10 protein-coding genes are annotated in these 16,260 nt (G+C 37.1%); all 10 read left to right on the top strand.

The window, feature by feature from the left end:
- Nucleotides 1-3: 3 nt before the first annotated feature.
- The gene (locus BQ5375_RS10970) at nt 4-1,911 is read left to right on the top strand and encodes a VWA domain-containing protein (RefSeq protein ID WP_022132503.1); all 1,908 of its coding nucleotides are present in this window, start codon (nt 4-6) and stop codon (nt 1,909-1,911) included.
- Between the two features lie 47 nt (nt 1,912-1,958).
- Complete coding sequence (locus BQ5375_RS10965; protein ID WP_022132502.1) at nt 1,959-2,990, top strand: magnesium chelatase ATPase subunit I; 1,032 nt, start codon at nt 1,959-1,961, stop codon at nt 2,988-2,990.
- On the top strand, nt 2,962-3,993 hold the full coding sequence (locus BQ5375_RS10960; RefSeq protein ID WP_159438037.1) for a radical SAM/SPASM domain-containing protein: 1,032 nt from the start codon (nt 2,962-2,964) through the stop codon (nt 3,991-3,993). Before BQ5375_RS10965 ends, BQ5375_RS10960 begins: the two co-directional genes overlap by 29 nt.
- The gene (locus BQ5375_RS10955; RefSeq protein WP_022132500.1) at nt 3,977-4,960 is read left to right on the top strand and encodes a TIM barrel protein; all 984 of its coding nucleotides are present in this window, start codon (nt 3,977-3,979) and stop codon (nt 4,958-4,960) included. Before BQ5375_RS10960 ends, BQ5375_RS10955 begins: the two co-directional genes overlap by 17 nt.
- Nucleotides 4,957-6,042, top strand: coding sequence for an adenosylcobinamide amidohydrolase (locus BQ5375_RS10950; RefSeq protein ID WP_076917927.1), 1,086 nt, complete (start codon nt 4,957-4,959; stop codon nt 6,040-6,042). The genes BQ5375_RS10955 and BQ5375_RS10950 overlap by 4 nt, the downstream gene beginning before the upstream one ends.
- Before the next feature lie 44 nt (nt 6,043-6,086).
- The gene (locus BQ5375_RS10945) at nt 6,087-7,271 is read left to right on the top strand and encodes an ABC transporter substrate-binding protein (RefSeq protein ID WP_022132498.1); all 1,185 of its coding nucleotides are present in this window, start codon (nt 6,087-6,089) and stop codon (nt 7,269-7,271) included.
- Nucleotides 7,272-7,338: 67 nt separating this feature from the next.
- The gene (gene cobN / locus BQ5375_RS10940; protein WP_076917926.1) at nt 7,339-11,091 is read left to right on the top strand and encodes a cobaltochelatase subunit CobN; all 3,753 of its coding nucleotides are present in this window, start codon (nt 7,339-7,341) and stop codon (nt 11,089-11,091) included.
- Nucleotides 11,092-11,093: 2 nt separating this feature from the next.
- The gene (locus tag BQ5375_RS10935; protein ID WP_076917925.1) at nt 11,094-14,759 is read left to right on the top strand and encodes a cobaltochelatase subunit CobN; all 3,666 of its coding nucleotides are present in this window, start codon (nt 11,094-11,096) and stop codon (nt 14,757-14,759) included.
- Nucleotides 14,760-14,784: 25 nt separating this feature from the next.
- Nucleotides 14,785-15,306 (top strand): cob(I)yrinic acid a,c-diamide adenosyltransferase, encoded by a 522-nt coding sequence (locus tag BQ5375_RS10930; protein WP_022132495.1) that lies wholly within the window; start codon nt 14,785-14,787, stop codon nt 15,304-15,306.
- Nucleotides 15,307-15,621: 315 nt separating this feature from the next.
- The gene (locus tag BQ5375_RS10925; RefSeq protein ID WP_022132494.1) at nt 15,622-16,161 is read left to right on the top strand and encodes a stage V sporulation T C-terminal domain-containing protein; all 540 of its coding nucleotides are present in this window, start codon (nt 15,622-15,624) and stop codon (nt 16,159-16,161) included.
- Nucleotides 16,162-16,260 lie beyond the last annotated feature (99 nt).

Raw genomic sequence — 16,260 nt, 5'->3', positions numbered from 1 at the left:
AGAATGAAGAGAAAAGTCTTCCCTTTTACTGCGGTACTGGGACAAGAACGAATAAAAAATGCGTTGATATGGAACTTTATAAATCCCCGTATTGGAGGAGTATTAGTTAGTGGTGAAAAAGGAACCGCCAAATCCACATTGATTCGGGGAGCAGAGCATATAAGTGGAAAAAAAGTGATTGAGTTACCACTAAATATCACAGAAGACCGGTTGATAGGAGCTATTGATTTTGAAAATGCAGTCAAAAATGGAACAAAACAATTAGATAGAGGAATTCTATATTATGCCAATAAAAATATTTTATATGTTGATGAAATTAACTTACTAAGTGACAACATAACAAAAGCATTATTAGAAGCATCCAGTGAAAAAAGCTGTTGTGTGGAAAGGGAAGGAATATCAGACAGATATCCTTGTGAGTTTATTTTAATAGGTAGCATGAATCCGGAAGAAAGTGGTTTACGTCCGCAATTACTGGATCGTTTTGGTTTATTTGTGGAAGCAAAAGGAGAAGAGAGTGCACTTATTCGTTGTGAAATTATACGTCGACGCATTGCTTTTGAGAAAAATGTTACCGAATTTATAGACGAGTATGAACAGGAAGAAATGAAATTAGCATCTCTCATCAAAAAAGCACAAGAAAGGCTTCCTTTGATTGAAGTTTCCGATTATGCATTGTCTCTTGCTGCACAATTAGCACAGAATGCGAATTGTCAAGGCAATCGTGGAGAAATTGCTATTATTGAAACAGCAAAAGCAATTTGTGCAATGAACGGATCTTCTGCAGTGAATAAAGAATCAATTACTGAAGCTGCAAAATACGCATTACCGCATCGAATGAGAGATTGTTCTGTTCAGCAGGAAGTAGAGAAACCTCAGACTGAACCCGAAAAGCAATCGACTCCTTCTAACGAAAATAATTCAGCAAATAATTTAGAAAAAACTTTTTCATCTCAGGGAGATTCTGATTTTTCTGAAACATTGAATGACTCTAAAACAGATGTTCCAGAAAATCCAAAGAGTTCAGAAGATTTTTCGTCTGCCAACAATAATCTCGATAGTTCAGAAAAGATAGAAGCAATAGGTGAGCAGTTTGATGTCGGTCGATGGCTGGATGATAAACGAAAAATTTTGGTTCGAAAAGGCAGCGGCAGACGTAGTCTGGTAAAAACAGACTCTTTGCAAGGACGATACGTAAAAAGTGCTGTCAGCAACATAAAAAATTCGGATATTGCATTTGATGCAACATTAAGAGCAGCAGCACCATACCAGAAGAATCGAAATAAAAATGGGTTGGCTTTTTCCATTAACGCCAGTGATATTCGAATTAAGGTTCGGGAAAAGCGTACAGGTAATTTTATTGTTTTTGTAGTAGATGCTTCTGGTTCTATGGGAGTTGGCAAACGTATGTCTGCTGTGAAGGGTGCAATTTTATCTTTACTGAGTGATGCCTATCAAAAAAGAGACAAAGTAGCTTTGATTACATTTCGGAAGAATAAAGCCGATTTGGTTTTGGGTATGACAAGAAGTGTTGATTTGGCTGCAAAAAAATTAGAAACTTTATCAACAGGAGGAAAAACTCCCCTTTATGCAGGAATAGAATCTGCACGTTATTTAATAAAAGCGGCTATGAAAAAAGAAAAGGATCTACTTCCTGTGGTGGTGCTAGTGTCAGATGGTCGTGCAACATATGGTCGAAGTTCAGATCCATTTGGAGATGCTGTGGAAGAAGGACGCGCTTTGGCAGCAGATCATATTAAAACAATTATTATTGATGTGGAACAAGATTTTATTAAGCTTCGATTAGCTGAAAAGCTTGCAAAAGAAATAAATGCAGAAGTGTATAAGATTTCAGATTTGCATGCAGGCACAATAATATCAGCGGTTCATACAGCTACAAAGGCTATGTAGTATTTATTGCAAATAGAAATCGATCATTAAAAAGGAGTATTACCATCATGATAAAAGACAGAATAACATATCCATTTACTGCTATAGTTGGTCAGGAACAAATGAAGACAGCATTAATATTAAATGTTATTAATCCCTTGTTGGGCGGGGTATTGATTCGAGGAGAAAAAGGAACAGCGAAATCTACAGCTGTTCGTGCGTTAGCAGATTTAATGCCCACTATACAAAAAGTAAAAGGATGTAAATTTGGATGCAATCCCTATGGGTCAGAATTTTGTCCAGACTGTGAGGCTAAGATCGCCAATGGACAACCTTTTGAAATTTATGAAAGTAAAATGAAAGTTACAGATTTACCTGTAAGTGCAACAGAGGATAGAGTTGTAGGTACCTTGGATATCGAATATGCCATTAAGCATGGTGAGAAAAAATTTGAATGTGGTATTCTGGCTCAAGCAAATAGAAATATTTTATATGTAGATGAAGTAAATCTGTTGGATGATCATGTAGTGGATGTCCTTTTGGATTCTGCAGCAATGGGAGTTAATACTATTGAAAGAGAAGGAATTTCATATAGCCATCCTGCACGATTTACTCTTGTTGGCACGATGAATCCAGAAGAGGGGGATTTACGTCCACAGTTGCTGGATAGATTTGGCTTGGTTGTAGATGTGGCAGGAGAAAACAATCGGGAACAACGGGCAGAAGTTGTACGACGGAGATTAGAATTTGAAGAAAATCCAGAAGAATTTGCACAAAAATATGAGAAAAAGCAAAAAGAACTTTCCGATAAAATCGTGGAAGCACAAAATATATTAAAATCTGTAACCTACGATAACAAAATTCTGATGATGGCGGCAACTTTGTCTATTGCTTTGGATGTGGATGGCCATCGTGCAGATATTACCATGATTAAAACCGCCATGACGATTGCCGCTTTTCATGGAAGAACGCAGGTAAGTGAAGAAGACCTGAAGCAGGCCGCTGTATTGGTTTTACCACATAGAATGCGAAAAAATCCGTTTGATAACGGTGTTTTGGATGCAGGCACTATTGACAAAATATTATCGGACAATGAATAATAGATATCTTTTAGTTTTATGGCTGACGGGTAAATGCAACCTTCAATGCAAATATTGTTATGCAAGTGAAAATGAAGCTGTTTGTGACATGACATTTGATACTGCTAAAAGAATAATAGATTGTTTTTGTGATGTTCCAATAAAGATTCAATTTGCTGGAGGAGAGCCACTGCTAAACTTTTCTTTGATAGAACAAATATGCCAGTATGTGAAAATCAAGAATATAGACGCCGTTTTCCAGTTACAGACAAATGGTACATTATTAGATGAAACTATTATCAGCAAACTAAAAAAATATTCTGTTGCTACAGGAATAAGTTTGGATGGAACTCCGGAAATCAATAATTTGTTGAGAGGCAAAACAACACAGGTAGTAAATGGAATCCGAATGATGGGTATGCAAGGGATAACAGTAGGAGTAAATACTGTTGTTACAAATCTCAATGTGGAGGCACTGCCAAAACTTGTAGATTTTGTATTCTATCTGGGTAACGTTGGAGGAATTGGTTTAGATCTTCTCCGTTATGCAGGACGCGGTAAGAATAGCAAAGAAATATTATCTCCTCGCCCAGATCAGCTGAAAAATGGACTCATTAAAATGCACGAGAGAAGCTTAGAGCTTGATCGCCTCTTTGGACGTAAAATTCAAATCAGAGAAGTGGAAACAGCTAAAAGGAGATTACGTGAACATTTTAACAACAAGTCTTACTGTTATGCTTCCTGTGGACGTTCCGCTGTCGTTTTACCAGATGGTAAATTATATCCTTGTGGTTCATTACTTAAAGATGAGTTTTATATGGGCAATGTGAATGGTTTTAGAAGAGATAGTTTTATTTCTCTTGATACTGTACCATATAATGAATGCTTTACCTGCAGATTTGAAACTTACTGTCCCAAAGGATGTCCTTCCAGAAAAATCCGAAATAATAATAGCTTAGACTGTATGCTATTGAAAACATCCTTTGAACTGGCAGAAAGGGAAATAAATGCTAACAACAATTAATATAACAAATACTTTTATGGACATGAATCGATTTAATGATCGAAATGCATTAAAGCATTTTTATGCTGATAAAGGAATTGATGGAATAGAGCTGATGCTATGTGGTAATCAGAGTATTTCGGAAAAAATCACATGTTCTGATATAATTGGGATTCATTTGAGTTTTTTCCCAAGTTGGCTGGATTTTTGGATAGGAAATAGAAAAGCACTCAATAGAGAATATGGGGAAGAAAAAATTTGGAGAGAATACTATGGAGGGTATGAACAAACAGATCTACTGAAAAGATGGGAACAAGAACTGGAAATAGCACATCGCCTGAACGTTAAATATGTAGTGTTTCACGTTTCAGAGTCCACTTTAGAAGAATGTGTAACATATCGCTTTCGTTATACAGATGAGCAAGTATGTTTTGCAGCAGCAGAAATCATCAATTGTTTGCTAAAAGATAAGCCATATCAATTTTATTTTTTAGCAGAAAATTTGTGGTGGAGTGGATTAACTCTGACAAATCCAGAAGTCACACAGTCCTTTTTGGATAGGATTCATTACGAGAGAAAAGGGATTATGCTGGATACGGGTCACTTGATTCACACAAACAATGATATAGATACACAAGAGGAAGCTCTTCAATACATACGTACAGTGTTGCAAAGAAACGGAGAGTTATGCAGATATATAAAAGGTGTACATTTAAATCAAAGTATATCCGGAAAATATGTAAAAGATATTATTGCTCATCCTCCGCAATTAGCTTTGAATTATAAAGATCGTTTAATGCAAATATATCCTCATATTTTTAAAATTGACTATCATAAACCTTTTACTGCAGACGGGGTTTCGGATCTCATTCAAGAAATATCACCTCAATTTTTAACATTTGAATTAATTACAAACGATAATCAAGAGCATGAAGATGCATTGAAACAGCAACTAAATGCTTTGAAAAGAAACGGAGGATTTAAATGATGAAAATTTACACTTTACCAACAGGAGATCCAGTTCACAGATACAGTAAGTGCATTGTAGTGCCTTTTACCGGAAAAAGACGTGTTTTAAGCACATGCCCTCTAAATGGCGGTTATCAAGAGAATTTGACAGCAGTATTTAATAATGATGGAAATCCTGGTGCAGGTATGGCATGTAAGCTCAAGGCACCTACTTATGAAGAACATATGGCTTTAATTGCAGAGGAAATTGGCCTTGATAAAACTTCTGTAGCGGGTATGTCTACTGCTGCCAGTATGGAAAACGTCTCAATTAAAACAGAACAGTTTGGAGATTTAATTGTAACAGCTGTTGTAACTGGAGGTATAGAAGTAAATGGAGGACGTGTTGGAGATCCGGCAAGCTGGTATGAGGTAAATGGACAGGCAAAAGAAATAAAATTGGGTACGATTAATATTATGCTGTTTATTAATACTGATATGAGCAAGGGCGGATTAACCCGAACTGTAGTCACCTGTACAGAAGCAAAGACAGCAGCGATTCAAGAACTTATGGCTCCCAGCCGATATTCTATGGGACTGGCCACCGGTTCTGGAACGGATAGTACTATTGTAGTCTGTAATGCGGAATCAGATATCTGTTTAACCAATGCAGGAAAACACAGTAAATTGGGGGAACTTATTGGTAAGTCTGTAAAGAGTGCTGTGAAAGAAGCACTGAAGCTGCAGACGGGTCTTTCTCCTCAACAACAACACAATATATTAAAGCGTGTTGATCGTTTTGGAATTACAGAAGAGTCTTTGTGGCAAGAATTTCGTAAAAATTCGGATGTTTTGAGCAGAGCAGATTTTTCTGATAGATTGTTCCATATATCTGGAGACAGCAATTTGGTGGTAAGTGTCTCGCTTTATGTTCATTTGCTTGATCAATTGATGTGGGATCTAATTACACCTCAAGAAGCAGCAGATATGGGTAACAAAATTTTGGGAATTATGAAACGGAAGCATTGTACCGAGACACAAGAATATTCAGATAAAGACACTACTGTTATAGAAATGATTGAGAAGCTGAAAAGAACAATCAATGAATTTATTATTGTCTGAACGCCGAAAGGCATAGAAAATAAAAATAAAAGGAGAAAATGAAAATGAAAAGAAAATTACTGGCTTTGCTGATGTCCTGTGTATTGGCTGCAACTGCTTTTTCTGGTTGTACTCAAAATACACAGAACCAATCCAACTCTGACACTCCAATTGAAACAGAAACAACCACTTCGGAAGAATCAAAATCAAATGAATCTTCCGCAGCATTTGTAGAGAATTTGTATGATCCGAATTTTTCGATTGAGCTTTTGGAAGACGGAATTAAAAAAGTGATTGATGGAGAGGGAAGAGAATTAATTCTTGTTCCAAAAGAAATGGAAGAAGTTCCAGCGGAATATACGGATAGTATTGTAATCCGTACGCCAGTAGAAAATGCGGTATTTCTTTCTTCTACACAAGTTTGTACATTTCGTGCTGTAGATGATAGTGCCATTATCGAAGCAATTGCTGGTGTTTCCGGTGGTGTTGATGAATGGGCAGGTATTCCTGCGATAAAAGAAGGTCTGGAAAATGGAAGTATTGTTGATATTGGTGGAGCTTCCATGGGAGAACCTGATTATGAATTGATTCAGTCTTTGAATCCAGATATTGTCTTTTTGTATACAGGTTCAAATCCACAAACCAATCAAATTGCAAAATTTGAAGAGTTGGGGATCAATTATGCTGTAGATAATGAATACATGGAGAGCAACTATTTAGCTCGAATGGAGTGGATGAGATTTATTCTTACTTTCTTTAATGCAGATGAACAGGTAAATGAAGTGATGAATAATGCTCAAAAAGTTGTTGATGAAGTAAAATCTAAAATTGAAGGACTGGAAAAACCAAAAGTAGCTGTGTTTAGCGTCTATGATGGTGCTGTATACGGAACTTCCGATAATAGCTGGGTTGGTACAATGTTATCTGATATGGGTGGTATCAACGCCTTTAGTGGAATGCCAGAAGGTACTTTGACAATGGAAGCAGCTTTTGAGTGTATTCAGGATGCAGATGTTATTATCTATACCTCAACACCAGCTTATTGTAATGGAATGGAAGGTGTAATGGAAGCATTTCCACAGTTAAGTGAGTGCAAAGCATACGAGAATGACAGAGTATATCAGTATGGGGAGAGTTTTTGGATTGGAATTGACCAATCAGAAATTATGGCAGCAGATTTAGCAGCAGCAATTTACCCTGATACGTTTGCAGACAGAACACTCACTTACTATGTAAAATTAGAAAAATAGGTGTACAAAAAACAGGGCGGGAGCTTGGGAAAGCCCGCTCTGTTTTTTAATAATAAGGAGAAGAATTATGTTTCGAATTGTGGCACTTGTTGAGGGAAAACAACCGATTTGTGATTTCAGACAAGCTTTTGAGATAGTGCAAAAAGAGATCAAAGATGTTGTATTGGATATTTATAATACGATAGATGTTGACCAAGATGACGATATATTTGAGGAGTGCATGGAACAGACCGTAAAAGCTGATTTTTTGGTCTTTAATTTTCACGGGAGTATGGCATACTTTAGAAAATATCTTAAATTTCAAGAGTATTTTCAAGGTAAAAAACCATATCTTTTTTATTCTTCTATAGAGTCCGAAATGGAAGAAATGACTTGCAGATGTATGTTACCTCAAACAACCGTTATAAAATTGCTTAGTTATTTGGAAGCCGGAGGAGAGAAAAACAGGGAGAACTTTTGGCGTTGCCTGTTAAATAAAGTAGCAGGTATAGATTGTTCTTATGGAGAGGTTTGTATACCTGTTCGGGATGGCTATTATCGTAAACCCGAAAAAATGTCCGATGAGGAATATTTGAATCAAATTTCCTTGAGCCAACAGCCCATCGTGGGAGTGTTGACTCATTTTCAGACAATTCAATCAGGAAATACAGAGCATCTGGATCAACTATATGATTTGATACAAAAAAACGGATGTACACCTGTTATTATGTATTCCAGTATTATGCCTTCATCTGATGGAAAATATGGTGGATTAAGAGAAGCTTTGAAAAAATATATGATGTTGCATAATTGTTCTGTACCTCAAAGCATGATTATTACCACTGGACATTCATTAAGTGTTTTATCTTCTCCTGGCTGCGGAGAAAAAACAGTAGAAGACAGTATTTTTGAGATTTTAGGTGTTCCAGCAATTCATGCCTTGCATACAAACTATTCTTATCAGCAGTGGGTAGAATCTACTCGAGGTATGGATCCAATGTATTTAGGAAATGTGTACACAGCGGAGTTTGACGGGCAAATTATGTCTGTCCCCATGACATGTACGGAGCAGGTACAGACTCCTTTTGGTATCAAGGATAAGCCTATACTTATTCCGGAACGAGCAGAAAAAATTATTAAACTGGCAAAAAATTGGGCGAAACTTTCTAAAATTCCTTCCAAGGACAAAAAAGTTGCAATTATTCTTCATAATATGCCACCAAGGGCAGACATGATTGGTTGTGCATATGGATTAGATACCCCAGAGTCAATTTATGAAATATTCTGTGCACTGAAAAAACAGGGATATACTACTTCCTATGATTTTTCCAGTGGAAAAGAAATTATCGAAAAAATCACATCGGGTCTTACGAATGATGGAAGGTTTTTATCTTCTCAAGAACTTCTAGATCGAGCAGAAGCCACTATAGATCCTGAACAATGGAAACTATGGTTTGCTGATTTCCCAGAAAAAGTATGTCAAGAGCTCAAACGTGACTGGGGGGAAGCACCGGGAGAGTTTATGGCCGTTGGTGAAAAAATTCTGGTTCCATGTATTATTAACGGCAATATATTGATTGGCTTACAGCCACCACGTGCTTACGAAGAAAAAGCAGAAGAGTGTTATCATTCTACTGATCTTGTTTGCCCTTACCAGTATATAGCTTTTTATCGTTACTTGGAGTACATATTTGGTGCAAACGCAGTGATTCACGTTGGGACACATGGCACGATCGAATGGTTGCCAGGAAAAGAGATTGGACTTTCTAATACATGTTATCCAGATATTGCTATTGGAACTCTTCCTCATTTGTATCCTTATATTATTGATGTTCCAGGGGAAGGAGCGCAGGCGAAAAGGCGTACAGCTGCATGTATCATTGATCATCTTATTCCTTCTATGTCAGAAGGAGGAGTTTATGGAGACATTGCGGTTATTGATGAATTATTAGCGAAATATTATCATGCAAAACAAAATGGAAATACAAAAACCTGTGCAATTTCTAAACAAATACAAGAACTTGCTTGCAAACTTCATTTGGATTGTGACTTACATCTGTCACAAGAAGATTTCGAAAAAAATTTTGAAGAAATCGCAGAGAAGCTTCATCTTTGGGTGAGTGAAATCAAGTCTTCAGAAATCAAAGATGGACTGCATATTTTTGGGATAGCTCCAAAAGAGGAACGGCTGCGTAATATGCTGCGGCTTTTGGTTCGTGTGAAAAACGGACATGTTCCTTCTCTTCGACATGGGATATGCAAGATGATGGGATGGAATTTGGATAATCTTCTGGATTTTCCTCAAATTTGTGATGGAACCGGTGTGACTAATGCAATGAAATTGGAACGGGTAGATGAAATTGGCAGAAAAATTTTCCTGTTGTGGCAGACACAAACATATGCTGTAGAGAAAATACGAGAGGTACTTCAGCAAGTTGCAGAGGAAGAAGCCATGGATTTGTCCCAAAACGATGAATTAAATCGATGCATGACTTTTGTAAAACAAGAAATTTATCCGCGTTTGGAAAATACTGTGGATGAAATCCATTCTCTTATGGATGGACTAAACGGAAAGTTTGTCAAAAAAGGACCTTCCGGAGCTCCCAGCCGTGGAAACGCACATATACTTCCGACCGGAAGAAATTTTTATACCACAGATCCTACTGAAATTCCAACTCGCTCCTCTTGGGAAACAGGAAAGAAACTGGCCAATCAGTTATTAGAAACGCATAAGGCAGAAATAGGGGAAATTCCCGAAAACATTGCTATTGTTGTATATTCGGGTGAAACGATCAAAACCAATGGAGATGATATTGCAGAAATTTTGTATTTATATGGAATACGTCCGGTATGGTTAGGGGAAACGGATAAAGTAATTGGATTGGAAGTAATTCCGTTAGAAGAATTAGGCCGTCCTAGAATCGATGTTACGTTGCGAATTAGTGGATTATTCCGTGATACTTTCCCTAATTTAATTGAGTTAGTAGATGAAGCTGTGAATATGGTCGCAAGTTTGGAGGAGGAGCATGAGTATAACTTTATTAAAAAACATATTGAGAATGATGTGATGCAGTTTGTGAAAGCAGGCATGAATTACGAACAAGCTTATGATCAGGCATCTTTGCGTATTTTTGGTTGTCCTCCCGGTACTTATGGTGCAGGTGTTGATATTCTAATCAATAGCAAGAAGTGGGAAACCAGTGATGATTTAGGTAAGGCTTATATTACTTGGAGTGGTCATGGCTATTCAAGAAAAATGCATGGGGATAAGGTACAAGATCTGTTTGCACACAGATTATCTACATGTGATGTAACAGTGAAAAACATATCTTCCTGTGAGGCAGATATGCTGGACAGTGATGATTTTTACAATTATCACGGAGGACTTATTAGTGCTGTAAAATCTCAAAAAGGCATCGCACCTTCTTCTTATTCTACCAATGCTGCAGATGTAGGACATGTTGTCACCAAAAATATTCAGAAAGAAACTGCAAGAATTATGAGGGCAAGAATTAACAATCCTAAATGGATTGAAGGTCTGAAACAACATGGTTTTAAGGGAGCACAGGAATTTTCCGCTATGGTGGATATTATCTTTGGATGGGATGCAACAAGTAATATAATAGAAAATTATATGTATGATTCTGTTTATGAAACGTATCTCAACAATCGAGAACTAAGAGAATGGATCAAGCAGGAAAATCCATGGGCTCTTCATGCAATGAGTGAACGTATGCTTGAAGCTGCACAGCGAGAAATGTGGGATGCAAGTGAAGATAAAATTGAAATGTTGCAAAAAATTTATTTGGAAATGGAAGGAAGTTTAGAAGGAGACGAGTAAATATGATACTTTATGATTTGTGTTGTAGCTTTGGCTCGGAAATATGGAAACAAGCTGCTCATAAGCAGAAAATTGAATTACGTACCTATACTTCTGCTATGATGGATACTCCACAAAAAAAACAGGAAATACTGAAGGATATTCAAATGGCTTCTCAGAATAGTAAAGTGGTATTATTATTATTCAGTAGCCATGGAATGGATAAAGAATTGGAAGATTTTTTTAAAATACTTCCCACAAATATTTGTGCCTTACCAATAGGAGCTGATGCAATACTGTTAAATCGTGGAAGTGTAGATTCAAAACATGTTACAAGGATTAACGAATATCAGTCTTATAGCGGGGAAGAAAATGTATTCAGAATGATGGCATATATTCGAAAATATCTTTTTGAAGATCCCACTGCGCCCATCCCTCTGGAACCTATAAAAATGCCATTTGATGGAATTTATTCTCTTGTTAATAATCAGGTATATTATGATATTTCTTCATTTTTGGAAGCTCAGGATAAAAAGTTTGATATTTATGTAGGAATGCTGAGTCATCGGAGCTCATGGCTGAATCAAAATTTACAAGTAGAGACTTCTCTAATAGAGGCCCTGAATCAAATAAATATCGGAGTCATTCCCGTTTTTTCTTCTGGAGAAAAAAGTGAAATTGTTCAGAGCTACGATTTTGAAGAGATTGTCGAGCATTATTTTTCCATAAACGGACAACTGTTTATCCAAGGTCTCATTAATTTTCAAATGCATCTGATTAAAGCACAAAATGGTTTAAGTATAGCAGAAAATTCTGTGCGCCTTTTTCAAAAAATTGATATTCCGGTGTTTCATCCTATTTCCAGCTATTTTACGGATCTGGCAAAATGGAAAGAAAATGTCAACCCTTTAGCAATGGAACTGCAATCTGCCTATCTTAATCCAGAAATGGCAGGAATGATTGAACCGGTTTTAGTGGGAGGTAGAGATCAAAAAACACAAGAAATGATTGCACAAAAGGAGAATATAGCATTTTTTGCGCGTCGGGTAAAAAAATGGGCAGCCTTGCGAACAAAATCTAATCATGAAAAGAAACTTGCTCTTGTATTGCACAATTCTGTGTGTTCCGGGGTGGAAGCTACAGTTGGAAAAGCCTTTGGATTGGATGCATTTGAAAGTGCTGTTTCCCTAATGCATCGTTTAAATCAGGAAGGCTATCAAATAGAAAACATTCCAGAAAGCGGTGAAGCCCTGAAAAATATTATTTTACAGAAAAAAGCGTTTTCTGATTTTCGATGGACAAGTGTAGAAGATATATTGGAAAGCGGCGGTTGTCTTTATAAAATGCCGGTTCATAATGAATATCTGAGTTATTTCCACCAACTAACTCCTGAAATGCAGAAACAAATGTTAGATTCATGGGGTACACCTCCTGGAGAAGGTATGGTAAAGGGTGATGACTTAATTATTACAGGAGTACAATTTGGTAATCTTACTATTATGGTTCAGCCAAAACGGGGATGCTATGGCGCAAAATGTACAGGGGAAGTTTGTCGGATTCTGCACGATCCACATTGTCCGCCTACACATCAGTATCTTGCGACATATAGATATATCGAAGATGTTCTGAAGGCAGACGCAATAATACATCTGGGAACAGAAGGTAGCTTGGAATATTTGCCTGGAAAAGGAAATGGTTTAGGTCAAGAATGTTGGCCTTATGCTGTAGTAGGATCTCTTCCCAATCTATATCCGTATCATGCAGGTGTGTTGTCAGAAGGAACTATTGCTAAGCGCCGGTCAAACGCAGTTTTATTAAGTTATTATCCTGCTAGCAGCAGTGGGTTTGATGAAAAAAGTCTCCGCTTAATGGACAAATTAAACGAGTATTGCGAATCCTATCAACTCCAAAATGCGCAGGAGGAAACTTTGCGGGAACAAATTATACATCATTTATCTACCAGTCCGTCTCTTCAAAAACTTGTAGATTCCGCGGATAGTTTTTATGATGGTGTTCAACTTGTGAGATCATCTTTATTGAGTTGTGCAGAAGGTAGAAAGATAACAAAGTTACACACTTTTGGAAAAAATCCTGAAGATGAAGAGGCAGTAAACTATTTATGTGAATTATTATATGGGGATGGAATTTTTCAACAGAGTGAAGAAGAGAGTGAATATGAATATCAGCGCCGAATCCATGATTTTATAGAAAATATACTACAAGATGAAGAGAAAAATGATCCCGTAAGTTTAGATATTAGAGAAACTTATTATAAACTACAATGTGTATGCAAGGAAGAAGATTCAATGATTGCAGCACTAAATGGAAAATTTATCCCTTCCTCAGAAGGTGGCATGCCGGATGAAAATGGAAGAAAAATTTTACCTACGGGTCGGAATTTCTTCATGATGAATATGGACAAAATCCCCAGCCCAGCTGCATATGAAAGAGGAGTCATATTAGCAAATCAGCTGATTGAGTCTTATCAAACAGATGAGGGAAAATATCCTAAAAAAATTGCTATGAATATGATTTCTCTGGATATTGCAAGAACACACGGAGAACAGCTTTCTCAGTTTCTATATCTTTTAGGGGTTCGTCCAATTTGGGATCAAAAAGGCCGTGTTCTCCGTTTAGAAGCAATCTCAATCGAGGAGCTGGGACGTCCTAGAATTGATGTTACACTTCGAATTTCAGGTGTAATGCGTGACACATGGCCAGATGCTGTTACTTTAATGGATGAAGCTGTGTTGTTGGTATCCTCCTTAAATGAAACAGAGGAAGAAAACTTCATTCTTGCCAATATTCATAAAATGGAGTTAGAATGTGGAGAATTAGGAGAACGTGCACGCACGATTCGTATATTTGGCGATCCTCCTGGAGCGTTTGGTGCAGGAATAGATCTTGCTTTAAAAGCTAGTGCTTGGGAGAATGAAAAGGATTTGGCAAGATATTTTATCCAGTCTTCAGCTTTTGCATATGGAAAAGAATTAGATGGAAGAAAAAGTATTAAAGAATTTGTGCAGAATACAAAAAATATTGATTTGAGCTGCGATGTTTCTTCTTCCCGTAGAATGGATACATTAGCTTGTGGTTTTGGATTACAAGTTCATGGTGCTTTTAAGATAGTAGCGGAAACAATTGGTGGGAAAAAAATTCGGCAATACCAAAGCATGAGTGAACGTAATACTGTAATTACCACCAGCACACTCGAAAAGCAAATAGAGAAAGATATTCAGCAAACCTTATTAAATGCTTCGTGGCAGGATAGTACAATGGAGGATTTGTACACAGGTACTTCTGAAATGATGCATCGAATTCAAAATGTATTTGACGTAAAATGCACTAGTGGCTGTGTGCAGGATCAAATATTAGATCAGTTGGTCGAAACGTATATAAATGATGAAAAGATGCGGAAATGGCTTCTAGAGAATAATTCGTATGCAGCAGAAGAAATAGCACGGAGATTTCTTGAACTAGAGGCTAGAGGAAAATGGAGACCAGATAATGAATTGCTGAAAAAATTACAGGATAATTATTTGGCTATTGAGGGATGTATGGAAGGAGTAAGTGGCGGAAATGGAGAGATTCAGGGAGGAAGTGTTGAAATAATAAGAGATGATCAGGTAGAAATTTGGAAAAAGAACTTGGAAGAAATCGATAATTACTTGGAGAATTATGAAAAGTAATATGACCGATAATAGGGAGGTAACTATGGGATTAATTCATATTTACTGTGGAAATGGAAAAGGAAAAACTACCGCAGCCCTTGGACTTGCATTACGTGCTGCTGGAAGCGGTATGAAAGTACACTTTGTTCAATTATTAAAAGGGGGAAAAACCTCTGAATTAGAATCTTTATCACTTATTCCCAATATATCTGTGGATAGAAGTAATAAAAATTATGGTTTTACTTTTAAAATGTCCGATGATACAAAAACACAATTAATTCAATGCCATAATGTACTTCTAAAAAGAGCATACGAATTAATGAATAGTGGGACAATCGATATGTTGATTATTGATGAATTTAATGCGGCATATGAATACAATCTGCTAGATCGAAACCTGGCAGATCAGATTATTACAATGAAACCTCAAAAAATAGAGCTTGTCCTAACTGGTAGAAACCCACAGCCCAAATTCATAGATGTTGCAGATTATGTCAGTGAAATTAATCCAATTAAACATCCATATTCCTGTGGACAGAAAGCAAGAAAAGGAATTGAATTTTAAAATAAAATGTTGCACTATTCGATGTATATAGAGCAGGAAAGCTTTGTGTTTTAAAATCCTGTCAAGTATTATCTGAATCGATTTCAGTACCGAGAGATAGGGATAATGGGGTGTGTGAGAAGAAAATTCTGGAATTTTCTAAAAATAATGTTTGCTTTTTTTGTGCATGGGAATATATAAAAAAGACGACAAGTTTTAAGAGAGCAAGTAGAGATCAAAGAGAATTGATAGAAAAATAAATTATGCATATTTTCCCGTATCCTGCAAACAATAACAGTGCAGCAAAATCATAGAAACGGATAAGGAGATTTTGATATGAAAGCAACTGGTATTGTAAGAAGGATTGACGATCTGGGACGTGTGGTTATTCCAAAGGAAATCCGCCGTACACTGCGCATTCGGGAAGGTGATCCTCTGGAAATTTTTACAAGCAACGATGGAGAAGTTATCTTTAAAAAGTATTCCCCAATTGGAGAACTTTCTTCCTTTGCGGGACAGTATGCCGAAATCCTCCATAAAACAACGGCAAAGCCGGTTCTTGTCTGCGACCGCGACCATGTGGTTTCGGTTTCCGGTGTGCCGAAAAAGGAATTGTTGGAGAGAAGGATTTCCCCGGCTCTGGAAGAAATGATTGAGCAGAGAAAGAGCTTTGTTCTGGGCAATGATGGCAATAAGCTGTTTCCGGTGGAAGGCGTGGAAAAAACAGCTCTGGTTGCATACCCGATCATCTCAGCAGGAGATGTCTGCGGTGCAATCCTTTTCTTAAACGATGGGGAACAGGATGTTCCGAGCGAAGCAGAAGAAAAACTGCTTCAGGCAGCAGCCGGATTTCTGGGAAAGCAGATGGAAGAATAAAGTATTTTGTTGTTTGGAAAAGTTTTCCCGCACAAATGATTTTTCTAAAAACAGCGACCTTGTGTGTGGCCGCTGTTTTGTTTTTTGTAAAATAAAATC

Source organism: Negativibacillus massiliensis (genome assembly GCF_900148495.1).
Taxonomy (GTDB): domain Bacteria; phylum Bacillota; class Clostridia; order Oscillospirales; family Ruminococcaceae; genus Negativibacillus; species Negativibacillus massiliensis.
This window is presented reverse-complemented; position numbering and strand designations above follow the sequence as displayed.

Bases quoted from the DNA above. Each gene is read 5' to 3' on its own strand.
- BQ5375_RS10950 (WP_076917927.1), top strand. From the start codon at position 4,957: ATGATGAAAATTTACACTTTACCAACAGGAGATCCAGTTCACAGATAC.
- BQ5375_RS10935 (WP_076917925.1), top strand. From the start codon at position 11,094: ATGATACTTTATGATTTGTGTTGTAGCTTTGGCTCGGAAATATGGAAA.
- cobN (WP_076917926.1), top strand. From the start codon at position 7,339: ATGTTTCGAATTGTGGCACTTGTTGAGGGAAAACAACCGATTTGTGAT.
- BQ5375_RS10945 (WP_022132498.1), top strand. From the start codon at position 6,087: ATGAAAAGAAAATTACTGGCTTTGCTGATGTCCTGTGTATTGGCTGCA.
- BQ5375_RS10965 (WP_022132502.1), top strand. From the start codon at position 1,959: ATGATAAAAGACAGAATAACATATCCATTTACTGCTATAGTTGGTCAG.
- BQ5375_RS10970 (WP_022132503.1), top strand. From the start codon at position 4: ATGAAGAGAAAAGTCTTCCCTTTTACTGCGGTACTGGGACAAGAACGA.
- BQ5375_RS10925 (WP_022132494.1), top strand. From the start codon at position 15,622: ATGAAAGCAACTGGTATTGTAAGAAGGATTGACGATCTGGGACGTGTG.
- BQ5375_RS10930 (WP_022132495.1), top strand. From the start codon at position 14,785: ATGGGATTAATTCATATTTACTGTGGAAATGGAAAAGGAAAAACTACC.
- BQ5375_RS10955 (WP_022132500.1), top strand. From the start codon at position 3,977: ATGCTAACAACAATTAATATAACAAATACTTTTATGGACATGAATCGA.